The 12,808-nt window shown below is 71.6% G+C and carries 11 protein-coding genes; 7 read left to right on the top strand and 4 right to left on the bottom strand.

Annotated features, from left to right (window positions below; all coding sequences use genetic code 11):
* Window positions 1-2: 2 nt before the first annotated feature.
* The gene (locus AB0M97_RS23545; RefSeq protein ID WP_365962915.1) at window positions 3-806 is read left to right on the top strand and encodes a M23 family metallopeptidase; all 804 of its coding nucleotides are present in this window, start codon (window positions 3-5) and stop codon (window positions 804-806) included.
* Between the two features lie 184 nt (window positions 807-990).
* Here the strand turns inward: AB0M97_RS23545 and AB0M97_RS23540 are convergent, their stop codons facing one another.
* Window positions 991-2,193 carry an erythromycin esterase family protein gene (locus AB0M97_RS23540; RefSeq protein WP_365962914.1) on the bottom strand — a complete coding sequence of 401 codons (1,203 nt, stop codon included), beginning with the start codon at window positions 2,191-2,193 and terminating at the stop codon, window positions 991-993.
* Between the two features lie 70 nt (window positions 2,194-2,263).
* On the opposite strand from AB0M97_RS23540, the gene AB0M97_RS23535 reads away from it, so the two are divergent.
* Together AB0M97_RS23535 and AB0M97_RS23530 are read left to right on the top strand one after the other, a co-directional pair.
* Window positions 2,264-2,992: a TioE family transcriptional regulator gene (locus AB0M97_RS23535; protein WP_365962913.1), complete on the top strand. Its 729-nt coding sequence runs from the start codon at window positions 2,264-2,266 to the stop codon at window positions 2,990-2,992.
* A 150-nt stretch (window positions 2,993-3,142) separates the two neighbouring features.
* Window positions 3,143-3,862 (top strand): DinB family protein, encoded by a 720-nt coding sequence (locus AB0M97_RS23530; RefSeq protein ID WP_365962912.1) that lies wholly within the window; start codon window positions 3,143-3,145, stop codon window positions 3,860-3,862.
* A gap of 29 nt (window positions 3,863-3,891) precedes the next feature.
* Here the strand turns inward: AB0M97_RS23530 and AB0M97_RS23525 are convergent, their stop codons facing one another.
* A complete protein-coding gene (locus AB0M97_RS23525; protein WP_365962910.1) occupies window positions 3,892-4,410 on the bottom strand; it encodes a GNAT family N-acetyltransferase in 519 nt (172 codons plus the stop codon).
* Window positions 4,411-4,640: 230 nt separating this feature from the next.
* Between AB0M97_RS23525 and pgm the strand changes: the two genes are divergently transcribed.
* The gene (gene pgm / locus AB0M97_RS23520; RefSeq protein WP_365962909.1) at window positions 4,641-6,281 is read left to right on the top strand and encodes a phosphoglucomutase (alpha-D-glucose-1,6-bisphosphate-dependent); all 1,641 of its coding nucleotides are present in this window, start codon (window positions 4,641-4,643) and stop codon (window positions 6,279-6,281) included.
* A gap of 120 nt (window positions 6,282-6,401) precedes the next feature.
* On the opposite strand, the gene AB0M97_RS23515 is transcribed toward pgm, so the two are convergent.
* Window positions 6,402-6,824, bottom strand: coding sequence for a DUF350 domain-containing protein (locus tag AB0M97_RS23515; RefSeq protein ID WP_365962908.1), 423 nt, complete (start codon window positions 6,822-6,824; stop codon window positions 6,402-6,404).
* A gap of 453 nt (window positions 6,825-7,277) precedes the next feature.
* Between AB0M97_RS23515 and AB0M97_RS23510 the strand changes: the two genes are divergently transcribed.
* From AB0M97_RS23510 to AB0M97_RS23500, 3 genes are all read left to right on the top strand, one after another.
* Window positions 7,278-8,030: a CAP domain-containing protein gene (locus AB0M97_RS23510; RefSeq protein ID WP_365962907.1), complete on the top strand. Its 753-nt coding sequence runs from the start codon at window positions 7,278-7,280 to the stop codon at window positions 8,028-8,030.
* A gap of 75 nt (window positions 8,031-8,105) precedes the next feature.
* Window positions 8,106-10,154: a spermidine synthase gene (locus AB0M97_RS23505; protein ID WP_365962906.1), complete on the top strand. Its 2,049-nt coding sequence runs from the start codon at window positions 8,106-8,108 to the stop codon at window positions 10,152-10,154.
* A gap of 129 nt (window positions 10,155-10,283) precedes the next feature.
* On the top strand, window positions 10,284-11,156 hold the full coding sequence (locus AB0M97_RS23500) for a trypsin-like serine protease (RefSeq protein ID WP_365962905.1): 873 nt from the start codon (window positions 10,284-10,286) through the stop codon (window positions 11,154-11,156).
* A gap of 190 nt (window positions 11,157-11,346) precedes the next feature.
* Here the strand turns inward: AB0M97_RS23500 and AB0M97_RS23495 are convergent, their stop codons facing one another.
* On the bottom strand, window positions 11,347-12,807 hold the full coding sequence (locus AB0M97_RS23495) for a SulP family inorganic anion transporter (RefSeq protein ID WP_365962904.1): 1,461 nt from the start codon (window positions 12,805-12,807) through the stop codon (window positions 11,347-11,349).
* Between the last annotated feature and the right edge of the window lies 1 nt (window position 12,808).

Here is a 12,808-nt window from a genome sequence, read left to right as displayed (position 1 = left end):
TGATGCGTCATCTGAGGATCGTCCTGACGGTCCTGGCCGCGCTCCTCGTCGGCCTGATCACCGCGCCGTCGGCGCAGGCGGCACCCAACTTCAAGGCGCCGTACCCGTGCGGGCAGAGGTGGACCTACAGCCATCACTCGGCCGAGGTCAGACTCGCCCTGGACTTCGTGCGTACCGACGGTGGCGCCACGGCCGGCACCCCCGTACTGGCCTCCGCCTCGGGCACCGCCTACCGCTACTACGAGGCGGGCGGCGCCGGCAACTACGTCGTCATCGATCACGGCGGCGGGTGGAAGACGTACTACTTCCACCTGGCCTCCTTCGCGATCAGCCACGGTCAGGCCGTGGCCCAGGGGCAGTCGGTCGGCACCACCGGCTCCACCGGTAACAGCTCGGGCGCCCACATCCACTACGAGCAGCTCTACAACGGCGTCGGCCAGACCATCCGCATCAACGGAGCCTCGCTCGCCCCGTACCCCGGCTCCTACCACCAGAAGTACCTGACCAGCGACAACGGCTGCGGGGGTGCCACGAAGTACTGGGTGGACACCTTCGCCAACGCGCCGGGGTACTCCTCGCCGACGAGCACCACGCAGACCGGCACCCTCTATGCCGGCACCAACTACGTGTTCTGCAAGGCGTGGGGCCGCGAGATCCGTGACAGCGCCGGCAACTACAACCACTGGTGGCTCAGGACCGACCTCGACGTCGGGCCGGCCAACCAGTTCGTCTCGGCCTACTACTTGTCCCGCTGGGGCAACGACGAAGCCCGCGACAACAGCGGCAGGGTGATTCCCGACTGCTGAGGGTGCCCGGAACCGGCCGCCCGCCGTCACGACCCGGCCGGGTCATGGACGAACAGGCGGACGGTTCCGGGAATCCGGCATCAGGTGTCTTCCCTTTCAGGCCTGGTCCGCCACTGACCGGTCGCGGATGCGTCACACCGTGGCGGGTCGGCGTGCCGGGCAGCAGCCTCGTGTCCCAGGCGGATCAGCCCCGCGGGAGGTCCTTGACGAACACGATGCCGTCGATGCCGGCCAGGTGGGCAGGGTCGAGAGAGGCGTAGCCGTACCAGGGGGACACGCGCGGACCGGGCCGGGTGTCGCCGAGGACGTCGGCCAGCCGGGCGGGGTCCACGACGCAGTGGTCCTCCGGGAGCGCGTACAGGATTCCTTCGACGGTGTCCGCGGGCGGGGTGTCCACGCCCTGGTGCCGGATCGTGCCGACGGCCGTGGCCAGGAAGGCGTAGTCCTCGCCCAGTTCGGTGCTCACCAGCGCGCCGGCGCACCACCACTCCACCGGCAGCCCGCCCATCCGCATCGTGCTCTTGGCCCGCTGGAGATGGCCGTTGTGGGCGTACACCAGGGCCGGGCCGCGTTCGGCGAGCGCGAGGAGGTTGCCGGCCATCATCCGGTCCCGCACCCCCACCAGCCGTGCCATACGGCCCGGTGAGGTGTCGGCCATCCAGAAGTGGTAGCGCAGCAGGCCGGTGGCGGTACGCCCGTACAGGCGCGCCCGGTCCACGTCCTCCCGCGAGGTCGCGGTGAGCAGGTGCGGCGTCTGCTCGTCCAGCAGCGACACCAGGTCGTCGGCGAGCGACCGCAGTTGCCCGGCCTCGGCCGACCGCCCCACGGACTGGGACGGGTCCCTCATCGCGGCCTGGTTCGTCCAGCGCTCGTCGGCGCCGAGCAGGGAGTCGAGCGTTTCGGCGGTGCAGGGGAGCAGGTCAGGGCTTACGTGGGCCGACAGGTAGCCGTGCAGTGCGGTGAGGACCTGCCGGGGGCTCGCGGCGCAGGTGATCTCCAGCGGGCCGTCGAAACCGGCGAAGCGGAGCCGCTCGGCCGGGGGCCGGCCGTCGTTGTACGCGCGCATCCAGCGCACGAGTTCGCGATTGGCCGCGGACGCGCCCCACCCGTGGCTGAACCCGTCCTCCATGACCGAGTCGAGCGTGCCCTCGCCCGAGGTGACGTAGGCGTCCACGAGCAGACCCGCCACGCAGTCGCTCTCGAGCGCGATCGTCCGGTAGCCCTCCTGCTCCACGAGCTGCCGGAAGAGGTCGTTGCGCAGGTCCAGCAGAGTCTCCTCGCCGTGGGTGGGCTCGCCCAGGGCGAGCATCCGCGGCCGGGCCGGGAGCAGCCTCATGACGGCGGCGGCCTCGACGGCATGGGGGATGTCCTTGATGTCAGTGACCATGCCTTCAACGCTATCGTTGAACTCTCGGTTGAAGCTTTTCTCGCGGGTATCGGCAGAATCATGGGCTGCAATGAGGAAAAACCTTAAAACCGGAGTACGGCTGAGGCCGGTCGACCTCGCGCGCGGCCACGGTCTGTCCACGCAGGCGGTCCGGAACTACGAGGCGGTCGGCATCCTGCCGGCCGCCGACCGCACACCCCACGGCTACCGCACCTATACGCCACTGCACGCGTGCGCCCTGCGCGCCTTCCTCGCCCTGGTGCCCGGCCACGGCCACCGGACGGCCACCTCGGTCATGCGCGCGGTGAACGACGGCGCGGCCGAGGAGGCGTTCCGCCTCATCGACGAGAGCCACGCCCAACTCCTCGACGACCGCCGAACCCTCCAGGCCGTGGAACGCGCCCTCCGCGACCTGGAATCCATGCCGACGCCGACGGCAGTGTCCGGGCCGCCCGCCGACACGTTCATCGGCCCGCTGGCGCGGGGGCTCGGCATCCGGCCCGCCACACTGCGCACATGGGAGCGCGCCGGGCTGCTGCGCCCGCGCCGCGACCCCCGTACCGGATACCGCGTCTACGACCAGGCCGACGTGCGGGACGCCCGGCTGGCCCACCAACTCAGGCGCGGCGGCTACCCGTTGCAGCAGATCGCCCCGCTGATCGCCCAAGTGCGGGCGGCCGGCGGGCCGGAGCCGCTGGAATCCGCGCTGCGCGACTGGCACGACCGGCTGTCCGCCCGCTCGCGGGCGATGCTCACGGGGGCGGCGGAGCTGGAGGCGTATCTCCAGGCCCGCGGATGAACCATCGGGCCCTTCGGTGTCGTACCCACCGCTCCCTCCGGGCCGTGTGGTGTGCGGCGGCGAGGAATTCGGTCGCGCCCGTGCGGGTGAGCCACTAGCCTCCGCCCGGAGCGCCGTGAAGCGGGCGCCACGACCGCGAGGGGACCGGGTATGGGGACCGAAGGCGCACGGTCGGACCGTCTGGGCTTGCTGCTGGAGCAGTTCGACCACGCCCGGGAGATGGCTCAGGTGCGGCTGGCGGGCCTCAGCGACGAGGAGTACCTGTGGGAGCCGGTGCCCGGTTGCTGGTCGATCCGCCGCCGTGACGAGGCGACGACGCCCAGGGCCTTCGGGCCGGGCGAGTGGGTGCTCGACCTGGGCGCCCCGGACATCCCCGCGAGCGAGTACGCCGAGGTCGCCCGGCAGTCCGCCGGCGGTATGACCGTCGCCAAGATCGCCGAGGACTGGAGCGTGAGCGTCGAGCGGGTCGAGGAGGTCCTCGCCCACACCGGAGAGCCCGAGCCCGACGAGACGCCGGTCACGACCATCGCGTGGCGGCTGGGACACCTGCACTTCTGCTTCGCGGGCGGCTGGGAGTGGGCCTTCGGCGAGCGGCGGCACGAGCCGAAGCTGCTGGTCGACTTCACTCCCTCCGCCGACCTGGCGCTCGAGCGGTTCTGGGCGGTGATCGACCGCTGGCGCGAGAGCGTCGCCGCCGTCACCGACGAGCAGCTCGACACGGTCGGCTTCTCGCAGTACCCCTACGGCTCCGACCCCGACGACCCGTTCGTCTCCGTACTGGCCGGCGCCAACCTGGAACTCATCCACCACATGGCCGAGATCGCCCTGCTCCGCGACCTGTGGCGGGCCCGCTTCAACCGTCCCGGCTAGACCCGTACGCGCCGACGCCCCCGCGGAAGTCACTCGGGAAGGCGGTAGACCGTCTGCCGCTCCCCGTACTCGACCAGCTCGTCGCCGGGCCGCATGCCGACCGCCTCCAGGAGGCTTCGGGAAGCGGTGTTCGCGCTCTGCGTGACGGCCACCATCGGCTGTGCGTCCGGCAGGCTCCGCGCCCAGCGGATCACCTCGGCGACGGCCTCCCGCCCCAGTCCGCACCCCCACGCGTCGGGAAGGAGCGTGTACGAGACCTCCGTCCCGCCCCGGTAGGAAAACGGCTCGACGGTCACCAGCCCGACCACCGCGGACGTCGCCCGCTGCTCGACCGCGAACGCTCCCGGCGTTCCCGGCAGCCGCCGGCGCCGGATCGCGATCCTGTCCTCGCTCACCGGCCCGCCGAGATGGCGGCGTACCCGTTCGTCCCGCCACAGGCGCTCGATCGCCGGCAGATCCGCCGCGGTCACCGGGCGGAGCAGCAGCCGAGGCGTGTTCAGAGCGGCGGGCCACCAAGGCGGCTCCCCCGCGGGTGGGTGGGAACGCATCCGCACCACCCTGGCACCGGCCCTCCCACCACCGCGACGCGCCACGCCGCGCCGGCCAAGGTGCGGTGACGGGCAAGTGCGGCGACGGACAAGGTGCGGTGACGGGCAAAGTGCGGCGACGGACAAGGCGCAGTGCCAAGACCGGGGTGCCGGGGTGCGTCGGACCCGTCCCACCGGACAGGAGAAGATGGGAGGGCGACCGAGCGGATCCGATGTGGAGGAGTAGGCGCATGCAGCACGAGCGAGCGGGCCGGCCGGCCGAGCCCGAGGACCTGATCGACGTCGCCCGCCTGGTGACGGCGTACTACGCGCTGCACCCCGACCCGGCAGAGCCCGGCCAGCGGGTGGCGTTCGGCACGTCGGGTCACCGCGGGTCGTCCCTGGCGGTCTCGTTCAACGAGGATCACATCGCCGCCACCAGCCAGGCCATCTGCGAGTACCGCCGGGCCCAGGGTACCGACGGGCCGCTGTTCCTCGGCGCCGACACCCACGCCCTGTCCGAGCCGGCGAGGATCACCGCGCTGGAGGTGTTCGCCGCCAACGACGTGACGACCCTGATCGACACCGCGGACGGCTACACCCCCACCCCCGCCGTCTCCCACGCCGTCCTCACCCACAACCGGGGCCGCACCTCGGGCCTCGCGGACGGCGTGGTGGTCACCCCCTCGCACAATCCGCCCGGCGACGGCGGATTCAAGTACAACCCGCCCAGCGGCGGCCCGGCCGGCTCGGACGCCACCTCGTGGATCCAGGACCGGGCCAACGAGATCATCGCGGGCGGTCTGAAGGAAGTGCGGCGCGTCCCGTACGCCAAGGCGCTCACCGCCCCCGGCACCGGACGGTACGACTTCCTCGACGCCTACGTCTCGGACCTGCCGGGCGTGCTGGACCTCGACGCGGTACGGGCGGCCGGGGTGCGCATCGGCGCCGACCCGCTCGGCGGTGCCTCCGTCGCCTACTGGGGCCGCATCGCCGAGCAGCACCGCCTCGACCTGACCGTGGTCAACCCGCTCACCGATCCCACCTGGCGGTTCATGACGCTGGACTGGGACGGGAAGATCCGCATGGACTGCTCGTCGCCGTACGCGATGGCCTCGCTCATCGAGCAGCGCGACCGCTTCCGGATCGCCACCGGCAACGACGCGGACGCCGACCGGCACGGCATCGTCACCCCCGACGCCGGGCTGATGAACCCCAACCACTACCTCGCGGCAGCCATCTCCTACCTCTTCGCGCACCGCACGCAGTGGCCCGCCGACGCGGCCGTCGGCAAGACGCTGGTCTCCTCCGGCATGATCGACCGGGTGGCCGCCGACCTCGGCCGCCGGCTGGTCGAAGTGCCCGTGGGCTTCAAGTGGTTCGTGGACGGCCTGGTCGACGGTTCGCTCGGCTTCGGCGGCGAGGAGTCGGCGGGCGCGTCGTTCCTGCGCCGGGACGGCTCGGTGTGGACCACCGACAAGGACGGCATCGTCCTGGCCCTGCTCGCCTCCGAGATCACGGCCGTCACCGGCAAGACGCCCTCCGAGCACTACGCCGCGCTCACCACCCGTTTCGGGTCGCCCGCGTACGCCCGCATCGACGCGCCGGCCACCCGCGAGGAGAAGGCCCGCCTCGCCAAGCTGTCCCCGGCGCAGGTCACCGCCGACACCCTCGCCGGAGAGCCGGTCACCGCCGTGCTGACCGAGGCGCCGGGCAACGGCGCGGCCATCGGCGGCCTCAAGGTGGCCACCGAGAACGCCTGGTTCGCGGCCCGCCCGTCGGGCACCGAGGACGTCTACAAGATCTACGCGGAGTCGTTCCGGGGCCCCGACCACCTCGGGCAGGTCCAGGAGGAGGCCAGGGGTGTGGTCCTGGGGGCGCTGAGTTCCTGAGGACGCGCGACGGCCCCGCCGCAGCCGTCGCCCCAGGGGTCCGGCCGTCCACCGCGCCGGACCCCGCCCACGCCGTGACGGCCGCGCCGGAACGGGCCGGGGCCGACCGGGGGAGCGGGGTCAGGCGATCGACGCCGAGATGATGGCGGACACGGCGAGGTTGCAGGACGCCGTCACCCAGACCGCGGGGTGCGGCTCCGGCTCGACCAGCGTCGCGCCCAGCCGCCCGGGCGTGATCAGGTCCACCACGAGGAACGCCACGGCCATCATCACGAGCCCCAGCAGCCCGAACGCCGCCGTCGACACCAGTCCCTTGCCGAAGTCCTCGTACGTCGTCCAGATGGACGTGAACACGATCCCGCCGATGCCGACCAGGGCGGAGCTGAGCACCAGGGCGGCGTTGCGGTTGCGCTGCTCCCAGATCTGCCGGCCCAGCTTGCCGGGGGTGAGCACGTCGACCAGGACGATGCCGAGGATCAGCAGGACGAGGCCGAGCGCGCCGTAAGCGGTGGCCCGTCCCAGTCCGTTGACGATGTCGCTCATGGGGATGCCCGGCTCCGTAAAGTGAGGATCGTTGAATGATCGCGGTCAAGGTGACGCAAAATGTAGCGCACCGGTTCAGCCGCCCGATCGGCCGCCCGTTTCTTCAGTGACCCGACGCGGTGGGGTCACCCCGATGGAGGCAGCCGACCGTCCGGCCGCCGCGGGGGACTCCGCGACGGAGCCTGCCGTCCCGAAGCGGGCAGCCAAGCGCATTTCCTTGCTGTGAACGCCGGTTGCGCAGGCGTCTCGGGTGGGTGACGCGGCGGACGGCCGCGAGAGCGCCTCTCCCGGTTGCCCTCGGTGAGTGGCGTCCGGACGCGGTACGGGCTGTCATGTTTCGGAACCTTCGTGCAGATGCCCGGCTGACCGCGCCCCCGGCTGTCACCCGCGTGGTGTCCACCCTGCGGGACGCAGGCTGAGGGCCGGGCGGCCCCAGGGAAGGGAGTGGTCGCAGTGGACAGCGAACGGCACGCCGCGATGATCCGGGGGGCGCAGGACGGGGACCGGCGGGCACGGCGCGGGCGGGCCGGGGTGGTCGCCGCCGCGGCCCTGCTGGTGGGCGGAGGGACAGCCGGCGCGATGGCCGCGCTGTCGTCGGACGAGGAGGAGGGCGCGGTGCGTGCGCGGTCGGCCCCGGAGCCGAGCGCGGTGGCGCCGGGCCCGCCCGAACCGCCCGCCTTCGTGTCGCCGTCCGCCGCCCCGTCGGTCCCGCCGGGACCGCGCAAGGCCTCCGCGTCACCGCGACCGGTGCCGGCCGGGGACTCGGCGCGGCCCGCACCGCCGGGGCCGAGCCGTACGGCGGAGCCTGCCGCCCGGGCCGCGTCGAGCGTCGCCCAGCGGATCGCCGAGCTGGTCAACGCCGAGCGGGCCAGGCGCGGATGCGGCCCCGTCCGGCACGACGACGTCCTGCGCACCGCGGCCCGGCGGCACGCCGTGGACATGGACGCCCGTAACTACTTCGGCCACACCAACCCGGACGGTGCCGGGCCGGGCGAGCGCATCAACGCCGCGGGATACGAGTGGCGCACCTACGGCGAGAACCTTGCCCGCGGGCCGGAGACACCCGGCGAGGTGATGGAGGCGTGGATGGACAGCCCCGAACACCGCGCCATCATCCTCGACTGCGCGTTCCAGGAAATGGGCGTCGGCGTGCACGACGGTGCCGGGGGCCCGTGGTGGACCCAGGTCTTCGCCACCTCCGGCTGACAGCACCCACCGCCGGACGGTCCGACCGGCAAGGCAGCTCGACTCGCCGCGCCGAAAGTGGCACCGTACGAGCGCATGAACAGGGAAGAAAACGGGCAAAACGCGCGATCGGTGCGATGGCGGCTCACGCTGGCCAGCACCACCATGCTCTTCGTCGAGCTGGCGCTCATCAGATGGGCCGGCGCCAACGTCGTACACCTCAGCTACTTCTCGAACTTCATCCTGCTGGGATCGTTCCTCGGCATCGGCGTCGGGTTCCTCCTGCCCGCCGCGCGCGGACAGTGGCTGAAGCGCTGGACACCGCTGCCGCTGGCGCTTCTCGTCATCTTCGTGCGCGAGTTCCCGGTGCAGGTGCGTCAGAGCAGTGGTGAGGTCATCTACTTCACCGCCGTGCGGACCACCGGCCTGCCCGAGTGGGTGACGCTGCCCGCCATCTTCCTGCTGACAGCGGTGATCATGGCCGGGATCGGCAAGATCACCGCGGATCTCTTCCGCCTGCTCCCCTCGCTCGACGCCTACCGCTACGACCTGCTCGGCAGCATCACCGGCTCGGTCTCCTTCGCCGTGCTCTCCTGGCTGCGCGCACCGTCGCTCGTGTGGGGCGTACTCGCCGCGGCGGCCCTGCTCGTCCTCGGCGGACGGCGCAACACCCTGCGGTACGGCATCCCGCTCACCGCGATGGTCGCCGCGCTGTTCCTGGAGACGACCACCACCGGCATCTCCTGGTCGCCGTACTACAAGATCCAGCTCAAGCCCTCGCGGACGGAGAACCGGACGTACCACATCTCCGCGAACGGCGTCCCGCACCAGAGCACCGCCCCGCTCCCCGTGCTCATGCGGGAGAACTCGCCCTACCGGAAGGCCTACGAACAGACGCCGGGCAACCCGCACAAGAGCGTGCTGGTCATCGGCGCCGGCAACGGCAACGACGTCGCGGTCGCGCTGGCGCACGGGGCGCAGCGCGTGGACGCCGTCGAGATCGACCCCCGGTTGCAGCAGATCGGCGCAGACCTGCACCCGGCGCGGCCGTACGACGACCCCAGGGTGCACGTCCACATCGACGACGGGCGCGCCTTCCTGGAGCGCACGGACAGGAAGTACGACCTCGTCGTGCTGGCGCTGCCGGACTCGCTGACGCTGGTGTCCGGCGCGAGCAACCTGCGCCTGGAGAGCTACCTCTTCACCCGGCAGGCCTTCGAGGCGGCGCGCGACCACCTGGCACCGGACGGCGCCTTCGCCATGTACAACTACTACCGCAAGAGCTGGCTGGTCGACCGGTTCGCCGGCACCCTCGACGAGGTCTACGGCCACGCCCCGTGCATGACGACGTTCAACAGGAACGCGGCCGTGCTGGTGACCGGGATGACACCCGCCGACCAGTCCTGCGAGCGGACATGGCGGCCCAGCGGTCCCGTCCCGGCGTCCGCGAGCGACGACCACCCCTTCCCGTACCTGCTCCACCGCAACATCCCCACCCTCTACCTCGGCGCGCTGGGGGCGATCCTGCTGGTGACGCTGCTGTCGGTGCGGCTGGCGGGGGTGCGGATCCGGAGCACGTTCCGCTACGCCGACATGTTCCTGCTGGGCGCCGCGTTCATGCTGCTCGAAACGAAGAACGTCATCGGCTTCGCGCTGTACTTCGGTACGACATGGCTCGTCAACGCCCTGGTGTTCTTCGGTGTCCTGGTCGCCGTGCTCGCGGCGGTCGAGGTCCGGCGCAGGCTCCGCCGGGTCAACCGGACGCTGCTGCAGGTGATGCTCTTCGTCACCCTTGCGGTGGCCTGGCTCGTCCCGGCGCAGGCCGTCCTCTCCCTGCCGTTCGCCGGACGGCTCGCCGCCGCCATCGCCCTGGCCTTCGCGCCCATCTTCTGCGCCAACCTCATCTTCTCGGACCGCCTCGCGCTCGCCGCCGACCCGACCTCCGCGTTCGGCGCGAACCTGCTGGGCGCGCTGACCGGGGGCGCGCTCGAATACCTGGCCCTGGTGACGGGCTATCAGACGCTGCTGCTGGCCGTCGCCGCGCTGTACCTGGCGGCGTGCGTCGCCATGCGCTTCGCCGGACGCGGGCCGGGAGGAGCGCAGACGCCGGCGGTGCGGAACGAGACGGCGAGCGTCCAGACGTAGCGGTCGAACGTCCGGACGGGGATTCCCGGCCGGCGGCGGTCACGGTCTTGTCGCGGCGGTTGCCAGGGGCTTCAATGCACCTCATCCCTCACGGGAGAGCGCCGTCCCACACCCAGCAAAGGGGTTCTCTTGACCGCAATACGCGCCACCGCCGTCACCGCGGCGGCCTGCGCCACCGTGCTCGCCGCCGCGCTGCCCTCGTCGGCGATCAACTCGTACAACGCGACACCCGCCCCGGAACGCACCGAGGTCGGTGCGCTGGTCGCCACCTGGGACAACGACGGCAATCCGGCCACCCCGGACCGCGTCGACTGGGTGTGTTCCGGCACGATGGTCGACGCGGACACGTTCCTGACCGCGGCCCACTGCACCACGGACTGGCCGGACAACGTACGGTTCTACGTCTCGCTCGACCAGGACGTGCAGGCCGGGCTGGACGCCGCCGCGAAGAGGTACCCCGGCGACCCCGCCGCCCAGGCGAGCGCGGTCGCCGTCCAGGGGCAGGCCCACAACCACCCCGAATACCCGGGGCCCGCCTCCGACACGCGCGACATCGCGGTCGTCGAACTGCCCGCCACCACGATGAGGACCCGCTGGTCCTTCACCCCCGCCACCCTGCCGACCGCGAACCAACTCGGCGCCCTCGGCCCGCGGGGGCTGAACGCCACCGACTGGTTCGTCGCCGGATACGGCACCCAGGAAGCCATGAAGGGCCCGGGCGGACACACCCACCCGGGCGGCGGCGTCCGCCTGAAGGCACCCGTCACCTTCGACGCCCTCAACGGCGCCTGGGTACGCCTGGCCATGACCGCCCCTCAGGGCAACGGCGGAGCCTGCTACGGCGACTCCGGCGGGCCCAACTTCGCCGTCGTCGGCGGCAAGCGCATCCTCGCGGCGACGACCATCACCGGCGACAGCCCGTGCTACGCCACGAACGTCACCTACCGGCTGGACACGCCCGGCGCGCGGGCCTTCCTGTCACCGTTCGTGAAACTGCCGTAGACCACCCGGCGCTCGTCCTCACCCGCGCGGCGGCCGTCGCACGGGTGAGACGAGCGGTTTTTTCGTGGTCGGCGGTGACGGGGGAGACCGCGTCCCGGTCGCCGGCCGCCTGTTCTCATGATCGCCGGGAAGGCCGCAGACCCGGTCCGAGGGCTCCCGGCGCCGGTCCGACCCGCTCGGTGCGGGGGTCCTACGCCGTTTCCACGACCGTCTTCAGCTTGTCGCGCTGCTCGTCGTCGGCGAGGGCGACCAGTCGCGTCTCGACGTGCGGCGGCAGGTCCCTGATGCCGAGTTCGACGCCGGACTTGTGCGAGTGGTCGATGAACGTCAGCAGCGCCTTCGCCCCGGACATGTCGATGTAACCGACCTTCTCCAGGCTCAGCGACATGTTCGGCCGGTCGTTGCGCAGTGCGGTGAAGACCCGGTCGACGGACAGGAACGACAGCGGCCCTTCGATGCGGTACCTGTCCGCGCCGTCGTGCACGACCAGGGCCTTGCCCCGCCGCGTATGCGCGCCGTGCACCACGAACGCCAGGAGAACGCCGACGGCGACCGCCGCGGTCAGGTCGACGACGACGGTGACGATCATCGTCGCGAACATCACGAGGACGTCGCCCCTCGGGGAGACGGGCGCCTTGCGCAGGCTCTCCCAGTCGAACATGCCGACCGCGGTCAGGATGAGGATGCCCGAGAGCACCGCGAGAGGGATGTACTGCACGACGGACCCGAGACCGGCCACGAGGGCGAGCAGGATGACGCTGTGCGTGGCCGCCGACAGTCCGGTGCTGCCGCCGCTGCGGACGTTGACCACGGACCTGACGGTCGCGCCCGCGCTGGCCAGGCCGCCGAACAGTCCGCTGACGGCGTTGCCGATGCCCTGGCCGATCAGCTCCTTGTTGCTGCGGTGCCGGTTGCCGGTGATGTTGTCCATGACGACCGAGGTCAGCAGCGAGTCGATGGAACCCAGCAGGGCGATGCTGAGCGCGGGCAGCACGAGGGTGAGGAGCAGCGATCCGCTGAACTCGGGGATCGTCACCGAGGGGATCGACTCCGGTATCCGGCCGATGTACTCGACGGTGTCGTTGAGCGGGACCGGTCCAACGCGCACGTCCCGCAGCAACGGTTCCACGAGCCGCAGGAGCGGGGTGATGACCACGAGCGCGATCAGGCTCGCCGGTACCGACTTGATCACGCGTGCGGCCACGAGCATGAGCACGATGGTGGCCGCCACGACCACGAAGCTCCGCCGCACCTGGTCCAGCTCGCCCAGGATGATGATCAGCGCGATCCCGCCCATGAACCCCGAGACCACGGGGTGCGGTATGAAGCGGATGAGGGAGCCGAGCCTGCACACCCCGAACAGGATCTGGAAGGCGCCGGCCATGATGAACGCGAGGAACGCCGCCTCGAGGCCGTGCGCGGCGATGACCCCGGTCGAGACGACGGTGATGGGACCCGTCGGGCCGGTCACCTGGCCGGGGGTGCCGCCGAACAGCGCGGCGAAGAACCCGGCGAAGATCGCGCCGTACAGCCCGACGAGCGCGCCCTCGGAGGTGCCGGTCGCGGTGATGCCGAAGGCGATCGCGAGCGGCAGCGCGACTATGGAAACGGTCAGCCCGGACAGAATCTCTTTGGTGACGCGCTGGAACATC

Origin of the sequence: Streptomyces sp. NPDC051207, assembly GCF_040682395.1 — a bacterium.
Lineage (GTDB): Bacteria > Actinomycetota > Actinomycetes > Streptomycetales > Streptomycetaceae > Streptomyces.
This window is presented reverse-complemented; position numbering and strand designations above follow the sequence as displayed.

Excerpts from the sequence above, each read along its gene's own strand:
- AB0M97_RS23545 (WP_365962915.1), top strand. The coding sequence starts at position 3 with ATGCGTCATCTGAGGATCGTCCTGACGGTCCTGGCCGCGCTCCTCGTC.
- AB0M97_RS23540 (WP_365962914.1), bottom strand. The coding sequence starts at position 2,193 with ATGGTCACTGACATCAAGGACATCCCCCATGCCGTCGAGGCCGCCGCC.
- AB0M97_RS23535 (WP_365962913.1), top strand. The coding sequence starts at position 2,264 with ATGAGGAAAAACCTTAAAACCGGAGTACGGCTGAGGCCGGTCGACCTC.
- AB0M97_RS23530 (WP_365962912.1), top strand. The coding sequence starts at position 3,143 with ATGGGGACCGAAGGCGCACGGTCGGACCGTCTGGGCTTGCTGCTGGAG.
- AB0M97_RS23525 (WP_365962910.1), bottom strand. The coding sequence starts at position 4,410 with ATGCGTTCCCACCCACCCGCGGGGGAGCCGCCTTGGTGGCCCGCCGCT.
- pgm (WP_365962909.1), top strand. The coding sequence starts at position 4,641 with ATGCAGCACGAGCGAGCGGGCCGGCCGGCCGAGCCCGAGGACCTGATC.
- AB0M97_RS23515 (WP_365962908.1), bottom strand. The coding sequence starts at position 6,824 with ATGAGCGACATCGTCAACGGACTGGGACGGGCCACCGCTTACGGCGCG.
- AB0M97_RS23505 (WP_365962906.1), top strand. The coding sequence starts at position 8,106 with ATGAACAGGGAAGAAAACGGGCAAAACGCGCGATCGGTGCGATGGCGG.
- AB0M97_RS23495 (WP_365962904.1), bottom strand. The coding sequence starts at position 12,807 with ATGTTCCAGCGCGTCACCAAAGAGATTCTGTCCGGGCTGACCGTTTCC.